Genomic DNA, 22,354 nt, shown 5'->3' on the forward strand with positions numbered 1-22,354 from the left:
TTTTTATATAGCGTCATTGCAAACGGCCGTAGGGAGCGCGGCAATCTCATGACACAGTACGAAATTCCTGAGATTGCTTCGTCAAATTACTTCGTAATTTTCCTCGCAATGACGGCGAAAATATTTACAATTATTCTTTCCTCTCTCCTTCCTCTTTCTTCGGTACGTCATTACGCTCGGCAAGGAATTTATTGGTATGCTCACCGCCTCCTTTCGGTTTTCTAGCTTTATAATTTTGATCAATTATCTTGTCTTTGAAAACTCTAGCCGGAGCCATTGCAGCCTTTTTAATCGGTTTTGTTACCGAACCTATATCCTGCATAACGGCTCCCACAGGATCAGAACGTTCTTGATAATTTCCTGATATTCGTGCCGGTGTAACATTTGTAAGCATTCCGACTACTATATTTACAAAAGTTACTAAACCATATGACATCAAGCAATATGAATAAAATAATAAAGCCGTAGTAAATAATACTAAGAAAGTATTAGCCTTGTTCGTTAGAATATTCGAGCTACTAATTTCCGGTACATCCGGAACATAAAAAGGTATTCCAGGTAAAAACGGTAATGTAAAAGAGAAATTAATCGGAATACCAAGATTTGTTAAATCAAGACCTATTTTTATTGGTATAAGAGTATCCCAGCAAGCTCTAACTACTACTTTTAAAAGCTGCTCAGATAAAACCTGGTCTATCAATAAAAAGAAGATCAATAGTACAGTTGGCTGCACTACATAGCTAAGCAATGTCGATATCCAATTATCAAATAAACTTTTAGTTTTTTCAAATAACATTAATATTATGAAAAACGGTGCTAATGAAATCATAACAGTTAGCCCTATGAATGCAATAACATAGCCTATTATAACTTCTAAAATAGCTCTAAAATAAGTAATAAGTGAATAAATGGTTATAATAGCGATAAATGCTAAACCATTATGTATTTGTAATAATTCGATAAATAGTAATCCCCATATCCTACCGTTAGTATATTTATCAAATATAGGATCAATAAAACCAAAAATATTAGCTCTAGAGCTTGTAGCACCTACTACGTTAGTTAAAAAGAAATCAATACCGTTAGTAAATGCGCTAAAGAAGTATGTATTAAAGAAGCCCCAACTTTCTTCTCTAATTAAAAAAGCTACTATAGCTATTTTGCATATACGTGTTATTACTTCTACGGCAGTTAATTTTAATGCTCCCGCAACGAACATTAGCCCAAATATAGTAACATAAAGGGTTAATGCAGCTTTAGCTATATTCTTCACTGCAGAATTTTTAACTAACTTAATATAAAAGTTTTGACTAAAAGTTCTAAATTGATCGGTAATAGGTTTAATAGCACCGTTATATATTATATCAGAAAACCAAGTTGTACCGGTATAATTAGCATAATTTACACTAACCACCCCTTGTATATTACTATTAGGGTTTACCACCCTTAACCATAAATATCCATCTTGCGGTGCATCAGCCGCAAAGTTGTAATCTACCGGCGTACCACGAACAGATGGATCAGGTAACGTACTATCAGATGTTATTAAATATTCTAAACTTATATTTTGCTGATCACCCGGACTAATTGAATTTGTCCCATTGCCTATTTCAACAATCATTGAATAACGACCGAAATATAAAAAATTAGCTGACCAATCATTCTTATTTATATAATCTACAAAATTAGCATAATTTGAAAAATTTCGGCTCCAATCACTCATTAAAACTGAATTACTAAACATGTTATTAACTTGCCAATCGCTAGTAAAATCCATAGTACCGCCGCTAGTGGCTTGATAATATATAAAGCTACTTTGAGTGCTGCCTGAATTTACAAAACTCTGATCTCGTTCCTTAATAACCTGCCCACCTACTTTAATTATCATCCCTCTACCTTGATCGTAATAACAAGCAGGGCTAGTATTTATACCGGCATTAGCAGGACAAGGATTAATTAAGCCCATGAAATTTTGTACCGCTCTCGTTATCATAGGTTTGCCGACTAATGCTTCGTTACTATTTATACTTTTATATTTTGTAGCTGAGCCAGTACCGCTACACCCGCTTGGTTTATCAGGATCTCTTGAAGCGTCTATAAGATCGCATACCTCCTTTGCAGATGAGTAAATGATTCTATTTTCAAAATTTCCAAGGTTACTTTGAGTATAAAGTGCAGAAGCAGCAAATATTGAACTATCAAGTTCCTGCGTTAAAATATTATCTAGAGTATTAGGGCTAAAAAAATTATCTTTACCAACTAAACTAATATTTACTACATCGCCGGCCTTAACCTCAATTCTCAAATTACCGTTAGAATAGTTAAAATATTTAACAGAATCAGACATTTTAGTAAATGAAAGTGCATCAAGGTCTTTATCAGGCGGTATAGCCTCAGGTGTTGTACCGTTATTGTCCGTAACAAAACGAGGAAATCCTAAAGCTTCAAATTGTAATTTAGAATAATTATAAGTTTTAATGAAAACTTGCGGCGTACTAAATCTTGGATCAATTCTATATAATACTAGATATTTTCTAGGTTCAGGAGTAATACCTGAAGTAGACCAGTTTATTTTTAACAATTTACCTTTCTCAACAGTATTACCTGTTGATTGCCAAGTTCCGGCTGTAGATAAACTAATACCTATATTACCCTCTTTAAAACTTGTAAATTCAGGCACTTCTAAACAACCGAATAAGCTTTTTAACCCACCAAAACTGGTTGACATCCATGAAAAAGCATCATCAGCTTTAGCTGGCATCGCCATAAACAAAACTAATAAAACTAAACTCTTAAGAATTTTCATAATTTTAAATTGTTATTCGGTCTTGTTGCATGGATCGATTTCCATCGTCATTGCGAACGACTGAAAAGAGCGTGGCAATCTCAGGAATCTTGCCTGAGATTGCTTCGTCGAAACTTACAGTTTCTTCCCGCAATGACGATTTGGTATCCATATAACACACCCCTCTATTTTGGTGTTTCAGGTTTAGGTGGCTCTTCATTTGTCTTTTCGTCCCCTTCTTTTGGCGTATTTTTCCTATTTTTCTCAGCCTGATCGAGCTTCTTATTGCGTTGTTTTAATCGCACTTCCGCTCTGCCGGTAATACCTTGTCTTGTTTTATCATCCATTCCTATTGGACTTAATGCTTTTTGCCCTGCATCATGAGACATTCTACCACCAATTTCAGTAGCCGAAGGTCCGGCAGCACTAGTTAATTTTGCTACCATACGCCCTGAAAATTCGACATAACCATACATACCATAAGCAATAATAACTAGAGCTACGATATTTTGCATATTTACTCCCATCATACCTGACATATAATCCATTCCCCAAGGTGCAAACCAATTAATACAGAAGATAGGTACATTCAGCAATGCAATAGGTAAAATAGTACCGATAAACGGAATTTTTATCGGTAAAGCACATTTCCAACAAACGCTATAACCTAAAACAAAATCTAGATAAATGGTAAATAGCTGGGTTAGCACTATAATACCTGCCATCATAACTACTGGTTCTATCATATAGCGGATGGTAAACCTCACCCAATTATCAAATAAATACCTAGTAAAATCAAATAATATGAAACTAATAAATAAAGGGGCTATACCGATTAATATACAAGTTGCTATAAATGCCATAATATAAACGGCAACAGCTCTAAGTGCCGTAATAATTACTATACCAACTGCAATAAAAGTAATTATAAAATATATAATACCGCTAAGTCCAAGAGAAAGAAGTGAAAGTAATTGAGCGATAAAGGTTTGACTAAACAATATTTTACTCATTACTGCATCTAAAAACATGAAAGGATTAGAAATAGTATTAGTAGAAGTAAACAAACTATATCCACTCATATTAGCAATAATTGTGTCTGAAAAATTGGTAATTGCATCAAAAAGATAGTTATTGAAAAATTCAAAAGTATTACCGTTCATAAGTCCGCTAACTACCCCGATTTTTGCTATTCTAGTTACTAGCTCTTTTTGGTTTATCTTAGCAAAACCAAGCAAGAACATTGCTCCGTAAGCCATCACATACAGAATTAAAATTGCTTTAATATAGGTAAAAAAGTTAGTACAAGATGAATTATCATTAGCTTTATAACATACCATATTTTTAAAAATAGAAGTAGCAGCTCCTTGTACTTTAGTTTTAAATAACTCAAGTAACGGATTCATTACTTTAATAGTAAAACTTTCTACTTTTAAGGATGTTGAGAAATGTACTTTATAGCTACCTTCACTATCTTTATAGTCCCTTAAATTATTATTAGGATTATTTAGAATTTTCATCCATATATAACCCGCCTCATTTGCGTTAAAGTTATATTTACCTTCACTATCAACGTTAATTCCTTGAGGTGAATAGGTTTTACCGCTAATATTCGGGTTTTCCGAAGGCTTTACTATTATGTATTGCACTCGCCCCCGATCATTAAAAGTATCGCTAAAACTATTACCGTTTTCTCTATAACATTTAGTCTGTTTAATATTTAGAACATATCCTCCCGTATTCTTACTAGCATCTTGTGAGGCGGGAGACCAAAGCCTATATTGTAAATAGCTTTTTTCAGTATTGCTATTAAAAGGTATATTATATATAACTTTATATAAATATTTACCGTCTTTATCTTTATAGTCAGCCGGTTGATCTGTATCTGCAACAAATTTAGCAAATTCTAGCTTAGAAGGCAGAGCTTGACTTACAGAGCCCGCATCATTCATTTGATATATTAATCCGGTTGGTCCTTTGCCTCCTTTACCATCCGCCGTATACCAAAAATATTTATAATTTGAAAGCTCCGGTGTTGAAACAGTTCCCCCAATACATTGATCCTTAATCCATATTCCACTGCAACGTCCTTTGATAAAATCTAGATTTTTAGGACTACGATCTCTAACAGCATCAGGACATTGACCATTTGGAAGAGTCTTAGAGTTATTAGAACACTCTAAATTAAAGAGGTCAAAAAATAAATTGTTGATATTATCACTCCACGCTTTTGTAACACTACCATCATCTTTATAAGCTTCTGGCATAGAAGCAGGAATATTAACCCATGCTCCACATGAATCGCATATCCATTCCCCACAACATATTTTTCCAAAGGTACATGGACACCCAAGACCGCACCCCCCCAAAAAACTCGTATCACAGTAATGATGATAATTACATTTCCAATAATTGTCTCTCCATGCACAATCATTAACATATTCACCGTGATAAACAGAATATTTTCCACAAATCGGATCGTAAGAAGTTTTGCCTTGGGAACAATCTTTCGTAACCTTATCATCTTTAAAAACATCTTCAACTGTCGCATCTGTATTGGCAAAATTAGGAGATACAGAAACTAAAACTCTATCATTAGCATATAATTCGGCAATATTACGCCATTCATTATTTTTTGCATCCATTATTAGAGAGAGAGGCGGATTATTTGCATCGGTAATACGAGGAATCGGAATCATATTACCTTTATCGTCTAAATTAGATTTACCAGGTCTTGTACTTTCAGTAAATTGTACATTATCTTTTGGTACATAAGCTAAACACAAACTAACCTGACCGACCACTTGTAAATTCACCGGTTGATTGTTCTCTACTAGCACCTGAGTATTTAACCATTCACCGTAACGATTAGGATCAGGAATAAGCTGAGTCGTGCCGTCGGGCAACATCTTAGAAGTGTTTACATAATTAGCATTAGCATTAAGGGTTATAGTACCGGTTATTGAATCTGAACCTCCTTTACCGTCCGGGGCATATCTCATGTAGCAGCCGCCACCGACTTTTACTGCTCCTATCATACCAAGTGCTGCAAAAATAAAGCAAACTAGCGTTGCTACTATAGCGAGTACTCCTAAAACTTTTAATAAGTTACTCTGCATATTCTATTATTTACCTCCACCCGTCAATAAGGCGTCTTTAGCACTACTACCTCCTTCTGTAGCAAGTGCATCATCTCCTTTCTGTCCTTCTTGGCGATTACCTCCAACATTCGGCTTATCTCCTACCGGCGGCTTACCTTGTGAAGCCATGGCTGCATCCTTAAGGAAAGCTGCTCCTTTCTTTACTAAATCAACGATTTTAGTTGGACTTGCCGTTACTGCATCCATATTAGGACCGTTAGTTAAATCAGAAGCAAATCGCCCTATAGATTTAGAGAAATAATAAAAAATAACCGAAAATACTAATACGCACAAAAGTTCCGCTAAAATAGATACAACATCTCTAACAATTGATTTTATTGGGAAAAGTATCAATAAATGCTCTTCCCAACCTTCACCTGCATAATATTGTAACATTTTATATCCAAAACTTTCCTGACATTTATCTGCTCCGCCGTTAGGAAGCCTTAATTCAAAAGTACTAAATCTAATATCCCCTTTTTCATAATCATATCTAAGAAATTCGCAATTTTTAAATATTGCAGCATCATACATAGTTATTAATAAAGCTATAAAACCTGCTACTACTGCCGGCTGCAATGCACATGAAATACATACTTTTAACCACCCGTCAAAATAAGCTTTTGTACGAGTAAATAGAGCCATAGGAATGAATATAGGAGAAATATATGTCATAACGTAAATAGTAATCATGCAAACTAAATAATGCGTAATAAAATATAAAAGTATAGATAAAAATATTACAGAAAATACTAGACCTGCTGCAAGTATAATAACGTTTCCAGCCATAAAGAATCCAAACATAACGGCAAAAAATCTAAGTGCTCCTGCTTTACTTAAATCTTTCGGTCTGTCTTTTTTGCCGTCAGGATCAAAATTAGGTATAGGTGTATTATTACCGCCGGGACCATTACCGACCGAATTCCCTAAAACTCCATTCTTATCTATATTATAAAGTAAATCCAAGCCAAGATAATAACCTATACGGCAATCAATCGCGTCCCATAAGCCGTAAAATTTATAACCGTCCTTATACTTTGAATTATCAAATTGACATAATCCTCTAGAACCTGCTGCATTAAAGATCATCTGCGCAAAGTCCGGTGCTGCTCCCGTCAAAAGAGGTAATCCATATTTTAACATACCGTTTTCTTTTGTCGGCTGACCGCCGCTAAAATCTAAAGGTCCAAGGCCGATAGAAAAATAAGCAACAAATAAGAACTTTATTACAAAAAGAGCTATTTTTTCAGTACTTGCATATTCTTTATTTAGAGCCATATTAAAAGCAAAAAACATAGTATAAAGAATTAATGCCGCACCTATAATCCTCTTTAAATAACCTTGAAACGTAGAAAAAGCTGCAAGATTAGTTATTCTAGAATTTTGATCTTGAGAGCTACAACCATTTCCGGCAAAAAATATTTTATTAAGCGTTTCGCTCAAACACTGAACTGCAAGACCGGAAAAATTAATTAACGATTGACTATAATTTGCTCCCGTATAGCAACTTTTTCCTATATTACAATTTTCATCATCAGACGGAGTAGGCGGCGGAGTAGCACTTAAAGATTTACATGCTACCGGCATCGGTCCTCTTGACGTAGGCATAACTAAACATAGATCATTATCCCATTTTTTAACCGTTAAAACGATATTCTTTAATATAGGATTTGCTCCAAGATCAGGATTATTATCAGTACTTAAATCACTAATTTTCTTAGAGTCCCCTTCATTTAAATTATATATGGTGCAAGGGCTACTACTACCTTCTATATTTTTAAAACAAAACGTTATACTAGACGCAGCTGAGTTACAATTACCTCTCGGATCTTTCATATCAATATTACGAATTATATAGCCATATGCCGTGTCCGTTTCTAAATACCCATCTGAAGTAGTCGGTAAACTAGAACATGATTCTCCAAAACCGGCAAAGCTAGCTAAGCTTACAGACGCTATACAAACTATAATAAATATCTTTAAGGTTTTAAGAGTTTTCATTAGAACCATTATCTTTTTTTTCTGTTACTACGCCGCTTTTTACTAACTCATCCCATGTTTTTTCAGCATTTGCACGTCGTTCTGATACTTCTTCTCCTTCTTGTTCTCTTACTCTTCCTCCTCCGCTTGCTACTAGTTCATTCCATGCTGTTTCTACTTTTACACGTTTATCCCGAATCTCTGCATTTTCCCGTATCTGCTTCACTCCTGACGGATTTTCATGTTCCTTTAAGTTAAAACTATAATCAATTACTCCTGAACCCCTACTTGTACTGTCAACTTTTTCTTGCGGTGACGTAGTAGTATTATTTTCTTTTCTGTCGTTTTCTATATTTTTATTTTCTTCTACCTTTGCTTTTTCTGGCTTATTAAGTTCATCAGCTAATTTATCAAATTTATTAGTTACACTATTATCTCTTTCTCTTATTTCAGTTACTACACCGCTATCGACTAATTCATTCCATTTCTTTTCTGCATTCGCACGTCGCTCCGATGTTTCTTCACCTTGCTGATCTCTTATTCTTCCTCCGCCGCTTGCTACTAATTCGTTCCATGCTTTCTCTACTTCTGCACGTTTATCCCGAATCTCTGCATTTTCCCGTATTTGCTTTACTCCTGCTGGATTTTCATGTTCCTTTAAGTTAAAACTATAATCAATTACTCCTGTACCTTTACTTGTGCTGTCAACTTTTTCTTGTGGAGCTGCATTATCAACTTTTTCCTGTGGAGGCGGAGTATTATCAATCTCTTTTTTACTTTCTTGATTATTATCTCTTATAATTTTTCCAACACTTTCAGTTTCAATATTACTTTGCGGTGCAGGTGTAGAAATAGAAGTTCTAATGCTAGCAGGTGGTGGTGAAACAGCTTCTGGAGGAGCAGGAGGAGGAGTAACAACATCTGATCTTGCTTCACTACTTACTGTTTTTGGACTAGAAGTTGCTACAGAAGACGAAGCTGTCGGTGTTGTTACCGTAGGTACCGACGTACCTCCGCTTGCAGCAATATTATCATTTGTTCCTCCGCCTCCGCTTGCAGCAATATTATCACTTACTCCTCCCCCTTGACCAGCTTTTAAATCACCAACTCCTCCTCTACTTGCTATCTGATCGACCCCCTTAGTTGCCGCACCCGCAGCAGCAAGGGCTGCCATACCTGCCTTAAATATTGCTTGTGGTTTTATAGCAACATTATTAAGGGCTACTCCTTCCGTCATATCTGCAGCAAATTCAGCTAGCTGGCTACTAAAATTATACATCAAATACAATGTAAAACATGCCGTAACTAACGCAAGTAAAATATTTTTAATTTTCTCAAAAAGCACTTTTGGAGACATGAAGAACATTCCGGGTTCCAAAACTACTCCCGATAAAAACTGGAATTTAGCAAGAAATTTATCGGTAGGGGTATCCCCCGGTTTACTATCGACGATTTCACTTACACTATCTTTTGCAAAATTAAATGCTGTGGTAATAGGGTTATTTAACATATAACCTAAACTATTTTGACAACTTTCTACGGCATCTTTATCAGGATATTGTGACGTATCATCCCAATCATTATTAATGTAAAATATTAAAACATCCCTCTTAGAAGTAATGCCACCTTGAATTTTGTCTTCTATACTATTGTGAATTAACTTGCTCTTATATTGACATTTACCGTAGAAACCATAATCATATACCGAAAACATCGTAATCATAAAAGTAACGACCACCATAGGCTGTAGCAAGAACGAAATCATCAGCTTAACCCAGCTGTCAAAATAATTTCTTGTATATGTGAATAAAAACATAGGTACAAAAAGAGGAGCTAAAATACCGAGTATTACTATAGATATCATACACATAATCGTTGCATTAACCATAAAGGCAGCAACCGAAATCACAAGTAACGGATAAGAAAGAGCGAGTGACACTAACATCATATTACCGGATATTATCGCCGGAATTAGCAAATAAATATATGGTGGAGCACTAAAACTAAAGAAATCAAAATTTAAAAAATCATGGCTTCGATAAGCATTTTCGACAAGCAACGTAGATAATATATCAAGCCCTAAATAATGAGCTACCCTACAATCTAACGCATCCCATAATGCAATATAAGAAACGGTACCGTCATAAGAAAGATTGTTAAATTTACATAAACCGGACGGAGCAGCATTCATAACCCAACTTGCTAAACCGTTTATACCGTCAAGTAAGAAAGGAAACGCCCACTGAATCATACCGTCTAGTCGGTCATACGGAGAGCCATTACCAGGGGTTATATTAATTCCTATTGAAAAATAAGTTACGAATATCATTTTCAATATAAAATTTATATACTCACTTTTTGGCGGTATTTCACCTGCAAGTAATAGTTTAAAGCCAAAAAACATAACATATAAAGTTAGAAAAGCCGTAACTATTTTATACATTCCTACTTGGAACTGAAATAATGCACTATCTTGCCTTGAAGCCAAATTAACCACTTGTTCTACATTATCAAAACTACAAACATCTTTACTAATTAGTAATCTAGCAATCATTTGCCTCATACATTCTATAAGAGGAGAAGTCATGACTACTGCAGTTTTTGAAGCATTATAAGCTTTTTGATAACATCCGTCGCCTGCTGCACTACAGGAAACTAAAGCTAAAGGATCGGTAGGCGTTTCCTTAGGATCTTCAATAAAATCCTTATCTGCTACATCCATAAAACTATTATACATGGATTTCGGAAACGGTTCTTTCATATATTTACAGCCGACAGGAACGTCTCCTGTGAATCCTTTTGTTGAAACACATATTCTATCTTTATCTTGAATAACTTTCCAATATATTGCAGGGATTCCGAAATCAAATGCAAAACCGTCTTCGCCGGGCTTACCACTATATGACATATGATATTCCTTTTTTTTATTTTCCCATGCTTTCTTTATATCATCCCAAGGGTCGCTCCCTGTGAAGACGGCTTTAGCAATAGCAAGTGCCGATTCAGCAACAGATTTTGCCCGAGATGCCATTAATAGGCCATTATGACATAAAGCAAAGCGTAATTCTGGATTTTTAGGATCAATTCTGTTTTCACGGGTACATTGACCTCCGGGGAAATTTCCAAAATTACTATCGTTAAATAAATCGCTGTCGTTTATTTTAAGCTTTAAAAGCGTATTCATGTATAAAACGGGAGAGACAAGGTTCATTACCGCAAAAGAAAAGAACGGAGCAGCAATACATGTATGAGAAAATTCAGTACGCAGCAAATCCCCTACGCCTTGGGTTTCGCAAGTTAAGCTACTCAAAATATCCACAATGCTATCAAGAGTATCTTTGGCATGGGTTTTAGTAACTAGCCCTAAATTTAGGGCAAAGCTTAATACTAATGTTATAAGTATACTACGAGGAAATAATTTCATGACTAGTTACTTGTTGCCTCGTATGGAATGGTTTTAACGTCATTGCGAGGAAAATTACGTAGTAATTGGCGAAGCAATCTCGTGCCAAAGTCCTGAGATTGCCACGCTCCTTTCAGTCGCTCGCAATGACGATAGCTCAGAACCAATGCTCTACATAATCCATTAAATCTATAATGTTTTAACTGCTTCATAAAATATAGGTAACCACTTATCCGGATCATTGCCGTATTTCTCTCTAATTTGATCGAGCAATATTACAGTCTCAACTCTGCCGGATAAAACACTAATTATATTATTCATACCGTCTAAGTTAACTTTAGCAACTACGGCATCTATTCCTTGTTTTATTAAAAAATAACGTGTAGTAGGGTCGGTAGTTTTAATTAAAATATATTCTCGCTGACTTAACATAAATGCACTACGATAAATATCCGTAGCTTTCAAATTAGGTAAAAAAATCTGCGTAGCTGTTTGTTGAATCAACGTATCACTAATTCTACTTTTTGCGGCATCTTCAACACTCTGCGTAGCAAATATAACAAAAGTATTTAATTTTCTCAACACTTTTAACCAATCTTTGATCTTAGGTGCAAATACCGGATTATCGATTAAAGCCCATGCTTCATCAAGTACTATCATAGTTTTCTGTCCATCTAAAGAGATATTAATGCGATGGAAGATATATAACAATACCGGTGCAAGGCTTACAGGGTCTTTAAGTAATTCAGTCATATCAAAACCGAATACCCTTGCTTTTTGTAAATCAATATTATCTACTTCATTGTCAAATATCTTAGCATGTGAACCTTTACCAACCCACATTGCAATCCTACTCGCCAAACTATTTGGTGTATCAATACCAAGAAATGCTATAACATTACTAAGCCGTCTGTCTTTTTTCTCTAATCTAAAATTACCGCTTACTGCTTGAGATAAGATTTTATTATCTTGTGCAGTTAAACTTTCACCGTTAGAAGTTACAAGTACACGAAGCCACTCCAAAATAAATGTTCTATTCTCACTAGTATCTTCAAGCTGCAAGGGATTAAAATTACATTTTAATCCCGGATCAATTACCGTATAAACTCCGTTTAAAGCACGTATAAATATTTCTGCTCCTCGATCTTTATCAAAAAAGTACATACGAGGTTTGAATTTTTGTGCTTCCGCACATAAGAAATTCATAAGAACTGTTTTACCGGCACCGGTTGGACCGATAATTAGAGTATGTCCAACATCCCTTACATGGAAATTAAAATAAAACGGCGTACCTGAAGTAGTATCAAGTACTGTGACATATTCTCCCCAATGGTTATCTCTAATTTTACCGAGCGGATAATTATGTTGGGAGGCAAAGCTAGCCATATTAAGAGTATTTATAGTGGATTTACGTACTATATAATCCATATTTCCCGGCAACTGTCCCCAATAGCTAGGTTCCATGTTAACTTTTTCTCTAACCGGCTGAATTCCCGAATTAGAAAGCTCAACTGCTGCCATTGATAATATATCTTCCAAAGCTTTAATATTATTCGCGGAACATAAAAGCGATAAATGATGCTCACCGAAACCGATATCACCGCTAGTGGCTATATCAAGGGCCGTATTAATTTCAGCAATTTGCGAAGTAGCTTTATCACCGGATTGTATCATTCTATTTTGCTGTAATTGCATTTTACTGATCGCTACGGTTCTATTAGCAAAGACAAAGCTTTGAGTCATGACAAATTCAAAAGGCATTTGCAGAAATCCGTCAAAAATTCCTGCCGAAGTATTAGGTCCGTATTCAAGTATACTGATCATTCCGGCATATTTTTTGCCAAGCGGACTTCTTGCTTCAATAGTACGAGAATCAAAAAATAAGCGATGGGTCGGTAAATATTCGTCAATAGTACCACGCGGTAATGCTATAGGACCAGGTGAATCGCCGCAATTGATTAAGGATGAAAGGAATTCTAAAATTTCACAATAACTACCTGACTGCGTTTGACGAACTCCGAGTAATCTTGCTCCGTAACTTCTAAATGTATTAACCACTCTAGTTGACATTTCTTGAAGATTTTCTTTCATCTCTTTCATGTCATTTGCCCAAGCAGTTTTATTAGATTTTTGTCTAAGCTTCTTTAGAAAATACTCAACTATAGCAGCACCGCCGGTATCAGGCTTATATAAAATACTAACATATAATTCGTTAAAAAATGACCTAGCACCCGCATGTTTCTTACGCCATTCCGCACCTAAATAAGTAATAAAATCATTAGGAACTTTTACGGTAGGATCATAAGTAAATTCCGTATCGTCAAATATTACTGCTTTACGTCTTCTAATAGTATGGAAATACATAACGATATTTCCCGAAGCCATATTTTTAAGTAAGGCATTTCTGATATTTTTTTTAATGTCTAAATCTTCATCATCAGCAGTTTCAAAAGAAAATCCGTTTATTTTAATAACTTGTAATAAAGAATTATCTTTTGTTAAAATAGTATTACTATCCCAATGACATTTATAAGGAATAAAATGCGAAGTTGGTCTTTCTTGTTTAGACCTTAATTCTTTAGCTGCTCTAGTTCTAAATAACTTCATTACCTCACCTGATTTAACTATTTTGATTTATTTTGTCATTGCGAGAAGAGGCAAAGCCTCGACACGGCAATCTCAGAAATTTTATACTGTCAGCCTACGGCTACTCTCAAGGCATTGTTGCGTAGACCGGTAAAACCTACTGCGTCACCTAGTTCACTTGACCACATGGTCCATAAAAACAATAAAATACTAATAATTTTAGTATTTTTAACTGGATCCTGTGGTCAAGCCACGGGATGACACAGAGGTAAAACTGATCTACGCAACAACGCCTGCTCGCAATGACGGCTTAGCATCCACGCGGGAATGACATAAAACTCAAATACTATACGAATTTGCTCCGTAGTAAAATTTATTAGGACATTGGCTAGTTCTTGACATTTTATTTAAATATAGCTCTATGAATCTCGGTTCTTTAAAACATATAATATAAGCTACCAAATGCAAAGCAGCTGCAATGAATAAAATCATAATGCCGTTATTCCAAATAAATACTATCATCGTCATTATCATATTTAATGCAGCAAACTTAATACTTACTCCAAATATCATCGGCGGTCTAGTTAACCCTACAAATAAAAGATCGGATGCTAATGCTCCTGCCATAAAAAACCTCTATTAATTTATATTAATATCAAACATAGTTGACAATATTGAATTCGGTACTTCACTATTCACAAAATGTACGTAACCGTTATTATTTTCAAGTGCATTAACTGTTATCTTAATTAATTCTTCTTCGATGAAATTATTACTATCATCTAACATCGATTTCAATAAGTTAATATCTCGTATTTTTATATTATACGGAAATGTCTCTGATACCTGTAATATCTCATATGGCAATATTAAATGTTCTGCACTTAATGCAGAAGTAATTGTTGCTACCGTTAAGTTAACATTTAATAAATGTGTTTTGTCCTGATCATCATTAGCAAATGGTGCTATCACTGGTATAATATTATTATCTTCAAAATTTAATAAAATTTCCGGATTAATCATAATAGGTTCACTTAAAAAAACCAATATTTATAACATCATGATTTACAATTTTTCGGTGAGATAATTTTGACTTTTTTGCTTGCAGTAAATTAGCATCCTTACCTGAAATACCAACTGCATAACAACCTATACTACTTAACTTTGTTACTATAAGCTTGTTAACGTAACTAGATAAAATTTCCATAATAATAGGATTATTTAGAGAACTATAGTCGCTTATTTTACTAATTTTCTGACTAAAATTTTCATCTATTTGTGATATTAAAGATGAACTTCGTAAATCAATATGATCATGTACTATATATATTTTAGCACCGCACATCTCAAGCAATCTAACAGATTCAATAAAAGCCGTAAATAATTTATCGTCAATAATAATAGCAGCAGGTAATTTTAGAACTATTGCTTGATTCTTCAACTCACTACTACACTTTATTATATTCTTAATTATAGCAATGTTATTTAATGAAGAAATACTATCTACCTCTTTACCTTTGAGGTTTGCTGCATTTTGCCAAACTAGCTTTAAGTTCTCTTGCACCTTCTTTACTCCTACTACTTACATACATAACATTACATATGTAGTTTAAAGTTGCAAGAAAATTCTGCGCTTCATCGTTAAGGTTTTTACGATCCGTAACTTTATCGGATTTTGTGAAAATAATTTGAAATTCTCTTTTATTTGCAAGTAATAGCTCTGCTACTTTTTTATCGTTTTCTTTTATACCTCTTCTTGAATCAATCAATAAGTTAACTAACCTTAAATTATAACTATTTCGTAAATAATAGCTAATTAACACTTCCCACTGTTCTTTGACTGATATAGGAACATTAGCAAAACCATAACCGGGAAGGTCAACTATAATAAGTTTATCTGCAAGGTTAAAAAAATTGATTTGCCTAGTACGTCCAGGAGTATTAGAAACTTTAGCAAGATTTTTATTATTACATATCGTATTTATTAGGCTTGATTTGCCGACATTTGACTTACCGACAAAAGCAATTTCCGGTAATGAAAAATTGGGGATTTGATTTATATTCATAGCACCGGCTACAAATTTAGCTTGGTGACGAAAAAGCTTACTGACATCAGATGATTTTGTAGATACTATTTTCTGAGTAGTCATAATTTGCTTTTGTATTTGGTGTAATTAGGTATTGCTCGAGTGAATACCGAGTCGTCATTGCGAGGAAATTAGATAGTAATTGTACGTACGCAATCCAGTAAAAAATTCTGATTTACAGAATTTTTTTTTATTATTTTTCTGGGTTGTCACGCAAGTACTACGACTGCTCGCAAAGAACTGTTGCGTGGATACCGATGTCATTCCTGCGGAAGCAGGAATCCAGAAAATAGTATAAATACAGCAAATTTTTTGAAATTATAAGCTCGATTTATCTCGCTTTATGCTGGATTACCGCCTGAGCGGGAATGACATAAAGAGCATTTACCGGTCCACGCAGTCAATGCTTTCTCGTAAAGACAGGAAAACCAAACCATGCAACAACAATGATTTAGGAATGACATCAGCAGATTTCAATAACATTACAAGTGAGTTGAAAAATATGGTAGCGGGGGCTGGATTTGAACCAACGACCTTCAGGTTATGAGCCTGACGAGCTACCGAGCTGCTCCACCCCGCAATAATTGAGAATTGACGATTTACCTGTGTTATATTGTGATTTAGTCCAATACTATGCGAATATTGCTAGTGTCATTCTTGCATAGATACCGAGTAATCATTGCGAGCATCCGTAGGCTGCACGGCAATCTCATGAAATAATAATAAAATCCTGAGGTTGCGTGTGTACAATTGCTATGCAATTTCCGTAGCTCAAACGACCTTCAGTATCCACAAACAAAGCTTAACTAGCTTCTTTCTTACCACCGAAGGAAAGACCTGAGAATCTTTTATTGAAATCACTAACGTTTTTGTTCGATTGATTTACTACATTTCCGGAATCTTTATTCCATGCCGGATGCTTTCTAAAATCAACATCCATTAAAATTTCACCTGTAGGATGAGTAGACATTGTTTCAAAAACGTCACTTCCTACTTTAATCGAAAGTTTTCTATATTCTGGATGTATACCGTTTTTCATAATGATTTTGCCGTTTTAGTCTGAATTATTTTTTTCTTAATAGCTCTAGCCGTACTTGATAAAACATTATCATTAGCTTTTAGAATATACGCATCAAACCCACCGGCTTTTTCCACTGAACTAATACATCTAGCATTAACTGATAATCTATATCCTTCAGCTGTTATATCGCTTGTAAACTTAACTGACCTTAAATTAGGCCCAAAACGTCTTCTAGTTTTACGCTGGGAATGTGATACATTATTGCCGTATAAAACACCCACACCTGTGAGCTCGCACTTACGTGACATAAGCTAAATACCTTAAAACTTATAAAATATATAAAAAATATAAAGTAATACTCCACTAGTGTCAAGAGCTAATTACGGTCCGTTTAGTGAAGAAATAAAGATAGGTACGATGTATTTATATGTGAAATAGGCACAAGCTAAACCTAACATAGTACCGATAACGATTATACGGAATTTTGCAGGACTAAAAATTAAAATAACTATTCCAAGAATAATTACTATTTTTATTATATCATCTGTCGTATAAGAGCTAGAGTTTATAGCATAAACATTTAGGTTTATACCTAGAAATATTATTATACATAATAAGTTCTTAAACATTTTATACCTCTATAGGACCGGTAGTTAATCCATTTATAAATTGTTTTAAATAAGGATTATCACTATTACGCATTTCATCTTTACTACCGTACCATTTAATTTTTCCTTGATAAATCATAGCGACTTCTTTAGCTATTTTTTCGGCACTAACCATATCATGAGTTATAGTAATCGTAGTTGCCCCTAACTCTTCTTGGATTTTTATAATTAATTCGTTGATAACATTTGCCATTATAGGATCAAGCCCTGTGGTCGGTTCATCAAGAAATAAAATCGACGGTGTACTACAAATAGCCCTAGCGAGGGCTACTCTTTTTTGCATTCCTCCCGATAATTCGGAAGGGTAAAGATCGAGTATTCTAGGGGACAAACCGACGGAATTAAGCTTTGCACCGGCAAGGTCGTTTTTTTCTTTCTTAGATAATTTTTTAGTCTCGAAAGTAATATTATCACGTATATTCAAGGAGTCAAATAATGCTCCACCTTGAAATAAAAAGCCTATACCGTCCATAATCTCAAATTTTTGTTTACTTGAGATATCTTGGATTTCTACATTATCAATAAAAATTTTACCTTTATCAGGTTTAATCAGTCCTACTATATTTTTAATTAGAACCGATTTGCCACTACCGGAACCGCCTAAAATAACTAATGAACTGCCCTTTTTTACATCCAAATCTATTCCGTCTAACACCTTATGATTAGCAAATGATTTATATAATGACCGAATTTTAATTTTAAATTCTTCCTTTGTACTCATATTTATACTTTAAAAAATAATTCGGTTATTGAATAATTGCTGATTAAGATAAGGATAGAAGAATTTACTACTGCCGAGGTAGTAGCTCTTCCCACTCCCTTAGCCCCTTTACCTGAATAATAGCCGCTATAGCAACTTATTATAGAAATAATAAACCCAAAAACTCCCGCTTTAACAAGACCGGAAATTACGTCAATAGGTTCTAAATACTGAAAAGTACTGGTTAAATAAGCCGTGCTATTAAAATCAAGCTTATACACACCAACCAAATAACCGCCCATAACACCAATTATATCACCGATTAAAACAAGACAAGGCATTGTAATAATAGCTGCTATTACTCTTGGAAAAACTAAATATTTAATAGGATCGGTAGATAAAGTATATAAAGCATCTACCTGCTCCGTTACTCTCATTGTCGCTATTTCGGCGGCGATTGATGCCCCGACTCTTCCCGCTACCATTAGTCCGGCTAAGACAGGTCCAAGCTCTCTAGTCAGCGATAATACTACTACCGTTGCAATGGAACTTTCAGCCGAGAAACGAGAAAAGCCTGTATAGCTCTGTAATGCAAGTACCGCACCTGAGAAAAAAGTCGTCATCGCAACAACCGGAAGCGAGTGAAACCCGATAAATAATAATTGTCTGATGATTAAACTCAAATATAAAGGTGGTCTTATGATACTGCTGACGGCAGCAAAGCTAAATAGAGAAAAACTACCTACACTTTGTGCAAACTTTATAGTACGTTTACCGACCGAATTAGCTATATTTAATAACATTTATGTATATTTTTTTGTTTATATGTTATGTGGACACATAATCGTCATTGCGAGAAGAAACTGTAAGTTTCGACGAAGCAATCTCAGGATATTTGACGAGATTGCCATGTCGCCTCGCTCCTCGCAATGACGATTACTTATAAATCCGTTTATACCTACTACCGAGACTAGCCAACACCTCATACCCTATAGTACCTATAATACTTGCTATTTTATCGGGCGTGCAATAATTTCCGATAATTTCCGCTTCCTGCCCTAGAAAAATATCAAGCGGTGGTAGATCGGTAACATCGATATTTATCAAATCCATAGATATTCGCCCTACTATAGGAACGCTACGACCATTAATAAATACTTCGCCTTGATTGCTAAAATTACGACTAAACCCATCGGCATAACCAAGCGGTAACGTTGCAATAACACTATCACGCTCAGTTGTAAAAGTCATATTATAACCGATATGGCTATCTAGTGTCAAATTCTGTAAATGAATTATAGGGGCTTTTAAGGTTACGGGATTTTGTAGACCTCTCGAATAACCTCCTTCTAAAGGTAATTTGTACGTCGATCCGGTACTCGAATCCTCATGTACGTTTATGTACGCTGCGGTTCTGCGTTCCGTGTCTCCTTCAAACTCCTCTTTATAAGATAGGTTATTCGAGAGGTCTATTACAGGATTAAGCCCATATAAGGCAGCACCTGGTCTTGCTAAATCAAAATGATAATCTTGTCCTAAAAATATGCCGCCAGAATTAGCAAGGCTTGCTTTGACGTTTGGGAAATATTGTAAATAAGTTTTAAATCTGCTTAATTGCTCTAGATTATAAGGATTATCTATTTCTTCGGATACAGCTAGATGGCTTATAATATATTGTAAATCTAGCCCTTTTAATAAATCACGATTATTAATTAACTGCTCTATTTCATTATGAGTTAATCCAAGGCGATTAATCCCCGTATTGAAATGTAAATAACAAGGCAATAATCGGTTTTTCAAATTACTAAATTTTTGCCAAATTTCTATTTGTTTTAAGTTATTTAGAACAGGGATTAAATTATATTCTATAAGCTCTAAAGCATCATGTTCAAAAACTCCATTGAGAACTAAAATATTAACATCATTATCTAGTGCTTTGGGCGTTGTTGCATGGATACTAGAGCCGTCATTGCGAGGAGCGAAGCATTGTTGCAATCCAGAAAAATAATTAAAAAAATTCTGACTTACAGAATTTTTTACTGGATTGCTTCGTCGAATTACTGCGTAATTCTTCTCGCAATGACGGCAAGCCGATTCATGCCACGAAGCTAGAGCTTTGCGTAAATTAACTCCCTCCTCGCTTGTGGCCACAAAAAAATGCCTACAATTTTCCTCTATTAAAGCTTTAGAAATTTGCACTGCTCCAAGACCGTAACCGTTAGCTTTAACGGCAGCACCGACTAATGAGGTTTTACAAATATCTTGTAATAAAAGATAATTATTTTTTATTACAGATAGATTTATTTCTAGAGTACATAAACTCATAATATATTTCTTGACTCTTTAACGATAATTGGCATTACCGGTATTATATGAAATTTTGGAGGTAAGTCACCTACTTCTATAGTATCAGTAACAAAAATCTTATCTACCACCGAATTTTCAATTTTAACTTTAGAACCGGCAGCAAGCACAGCATGAGTTATAAAAGCACTAACCGATAAAGCCGAATGTTCTTTTAAAAATCTTGCTTCTTTTATGATTGTTTCGCCACTATCTATAATATCATCAATTAATATGCAATTTTTGCCCTCTGCACTACCTATTATTGATATCATCCCGCAATTATTATTTATATCCTTTCTTTGTTTATATAAGCTGAATCTATATTTAATAAATTACTAATTTTTAACTCGATTGATACTTCCTTTATCAGGCGCAACTATAACGAAATTGCTATAAGTTCTTAAAAACGGGATATATAAATTTATAGGTTCAAGATTAGAAATAGGAATATTAAAAAATTTCTCTATTTTATCGGAATGTAAATCAATAGTAATTACATGGTTTACTTCGAGCTTCTCTAAAAAATCAGCTATTAACTTAGCAGGAATTATATTTTGAGAATTTATATTATCTTGCCTTGCATAACCGAAATAAGGCATTACTAAAATTATTCGATTTGCTACCGCTTTTTTTGCTGCATCTACTAGCAAGAACAGCTCAATTAAGCGATCATTAACGGGCTTTGGTGTGGATTGTACTATGATTACATCTTCATTATGAAACGATTCTTGAATTTCTACTTTTATTTCGGAATCATTGAAATAGGTAATTCTCGGCTCAATATATTTAATATTTAATGCTATAGCTAACGAGATGTGAGTAACTTATTACTACTGCCTGCTAAGATCTTCATGTGAGTGATTTATGTTGTTTGACGCTATTAGCAAACGGACTGTGTTGCGTAGACACCTAATCGTCATGAGCTACGCAGCCGTAGGCTGCACGGCAATCTCATAAAGTAATACTCCTGAGATCGCTTCGTCAAAACTTACAGTTTTTCCTCGCAATGACGATTTGGGAAATGACAGCAACTTTAAGAACGACTTTCTAATTTTTGTATTAGTGCCTCAAAGCCTTGATTTTTTAAAGTATCAGTAAACTCGTCTTGTTGAGCCCCAATAAGACTTACACCTTCCGTAATTATATCAGAAACTTTAAAAACATCTTTTCCGCTCCCTTTCATTTCACGTACAAGATATTCTACTTTAATGGGGTCTTGCTCTTTATTACTAACGATATTCATAGCAACCATAAAATCGGTCGAGCTTAAAGGACGAACTCCTACTATTTTAGGCTGTTCACCTTTATAATCTTTTATTAAATCAGTATAAGATTTAGTAACATATTTAGAGTAAACTTTGATGAATTCCTGAATCTGCCCACCTGATAAAGTTTTTATCCCGTTTCTGCCTAATGTATATTTAGCCATCCAATCAAAATCTAGGTTCTGAGACATTAACTCACGTGCTTTAGCAATTTTTACTTGCTCAGATAGCTTACTATCGTTTAATATACTAGAAGCTTCATTTACTAAATTAGTAACGTAATCATTCAAACCAGCAGGCACTTTCTCGCTAGAATAAGCGGAAAACGTCATAACTAATAAAAATAAACCTGTAATAATTTTTTGCATATAAT

Annotated in this window: 15 protein-coding genes, 1 tRNA gene and 3 pseudogenes; all 19 read right to left on the reverse strand. The window is 34.6% G+C overall.

Translation table 11 applies throughout. The annotated features are described in order from the left end of the window. Positions 1–130: 130 nt before the first annotated feature. The gene (locus tag AC0ODJ_RS00430) at positions 131–2,806 is read right to left on the reverse strand and encodes a TrbL/VirB6 family protein (RefSeq protein WP_474464489.1); all 2,676 of its coding nucleotides are present in this window, start codon (positions 2,804–2,806) and stop codon (positions 131–133) included. A gap of 164 nt (positions 2,807–2,970) precedes the next feature. Next, a pseudogene (locus AC0ODJ_RS00435) lies at positions 2,971–4,797 on the reverse strand (TrbL/VirB6 family protein); the annotation flags it as partial. A gap of 75 nt (positions 4,798–4,872) precedes the next feature. Then, positions 4,873–5,904, reverse strand: a pseudogene (locus AC0ODJ_RS00440) (type IV secretion system protein); the annotation flags it as partial. 6 nt (positions 5,905–5,910) lie between these two features. Continuing rightward, complete coding sequence (locus tag AC0ODJ_RS00445; protein ID WP_218460980.1) at positions 5,911–7,926, reverse strand: TrbL/VirB6 family protein; 2,016 nt, start codon at positions 7,924–7,926, stop codon at positions 5,911–5,913. Then, the gene (locus AC0ODJ_RS00450) at positions 7,913–11,329 is read right to left on the reverse strand and encodes a TrbL/VirB6 family protein (protein ID WP_474464494.1); all 3,417 of its coding nucleotides are present in this window, start codon (positions 11,327–11,329) and stop codon (positions 7,913–7,915) included. The genes AC0ODJ_RS00445 and AC0ODJ_RS00450 overlap by 14 nt, the downstream gene beginning before the upstream one ends. 168 nt (positions 11,330–11,497) lie before the next feature. Then, positions 11,498–13,915 (reverse strand): VirB4 family type IV secretion/conjugal transfer ATPase, encoded by a 2,418-nt coding sequence (locus AC0ODJ_RS00455; protein WP_218460982.1) that lies wholly within the window; start codon positions 13,913–13,915, stop codon positions 11,498–11,500. 318 nt (positions 13,916–14,233) lie between these two features. Continuing rightward, positions 14,234–14,521, reverse strand: coding sequence for a type IV secretion system protein VirB3 (locus tag AC0ODJ_RS00460; protein ID WP_218460983.1), 288 nt, complete (start codon positions 14,519–14,521; stop codon positions 14,234–14,236). 12 nt (positions 14,522–14,533) lie between these two features. Then, a pseudogene (locus tag AC0ODJ_RS00465) lies at positions 14,534–15,458 on the reverse strand (amino acid kinase family protein). Continuing rightward, positions 15,406–16,044, reverse strand: a complete 639-nt coding sequence (yihA, locus tag AC0ODJ_RS00470; protein WP_218460984.1) for a ribosome biogenesis GTP-binding protein YihA/YsxC — start codon at positions 16,042–16,044, stop codon at positions 15,406–15,408. Before yihA ends, AC0ODJ_RS00465 begins: the two are co-directional and overlap by 53 nt. Before the next feature lie 440 nt (positions 16,045–16,484). Further along, positions 16,485–16,561 (reverse strand) — tRNA-Met (locus tag AC0ODJ_RS00475). A gap of 222 nt (positions 16,562–16,783) precedes the next feature. Next, positions 16,784–17,020, reverse strand: coding sequence for a 50S ribosomal protein L31 (gene rpmE, locus AC0ODJ_RS00480; RefSeq protein ID WP_218460985.1), 237 nt, complete (start codon positions 17,018–17,020; stop codon positions 16,784–16,786). Further along, positions 17,017–17,310, reverse strand: a complete 294-nt coding sequence (rpmB, locus tag AC0ODJ_RS00485; protein WP_218460986.1) for a 50S ribosomal protein L28 — start codon at positions 17,308–17,310, stop codon at positions 17,017–17,019. Before rpmB ends, rpmE begins: the two co-directional genes overlap by 4 nt. A gap of 72 nt (positions 17,311–17,382) precedes the next feature. After that, a complete protein-coding gene (locus AC0ODJ_RS00490) occupies positions 17,383–17,631 on the reverse strand; it encodes a DUF5510 family protein (protein WP_040256865.1) in 249 nt (82 codons plus the stop codon). A 1-nt stretch (position 17,632) separates the two neighbouring features. Beyond that, entirely contained in the window at positions 17,633–18,391 is a 759-nt protein-coding gene (locus AC0ODJ_RS00495; RefSeq protein WP_218460987.1) for an ABC transporter ATP-binding protein, read from the reverse strand. Between the two features lie 2 nt (positions 18,392–18,393). Beyond that, positions 18,394–19,173, reverse strand: coding sequence for an MlaE family ABC transporter permease (locus tag AC0ODJ_RS00500; protein ID WP_218460988.1), 780 nt, complete (start codon positions 19,171–19,173; stop codon positions 18,394–18,396). A gap of 133 nt (positions 19,174–19,306) precedes the next feature. Further along, complete coding sequence (locus AC0ODJ_RS00505) at positions 19,307–20,695, reverse strand: alanine racemase (protein WP_218460989.1); 1,389 nt, start codon at positions 20,693–20,695, stop codon at positions 19,307–19,309. Next, entirely contained in the window at positions 20,692–20,988 is a 297-nt protein-coding gene (locus tag AC0ODJ_RS00510; protein ID WP_218460990.1) for a phosphoribosyltransferase family protein, read from the reverse strand. The genes AC0ODJ_RS00505 and AC0ODJ_RS00510 overlap by 4 nt, the downstream gene beginning before the upstream one ends. A 63-nt stretch (positions 20,989–21,051) precedes the next feature. Continuing rightward, entirely contained in the window at positions 21,052–21,531 is a 480-nt protein-coding gene (gene prs, locus AC0ODJ_RS00515) for a ribose-phosphate diphosphokinase (protein ID WP_218460998.1), read from the reverse strand. Between the two features lie 218 nt (positions 21,532–21,749). After that, positions 21,750–22,349, reverse strand: coding sequence for an MlaC/ttg2D family ABC transporter substrate-binding protein (locus AC0ODJ_RS00520; RefSeq protein WP_218460991.1), 600 nt, complete (start codon positions 22,347–22,349; stop codon positions 21,750–21,752). Positions 22,350–22,354: the final 5 nt, after the last annotated feature.

The sequence above is a fragment of the Rickettsia senegalensis genome, assembly GCF_056135685.1.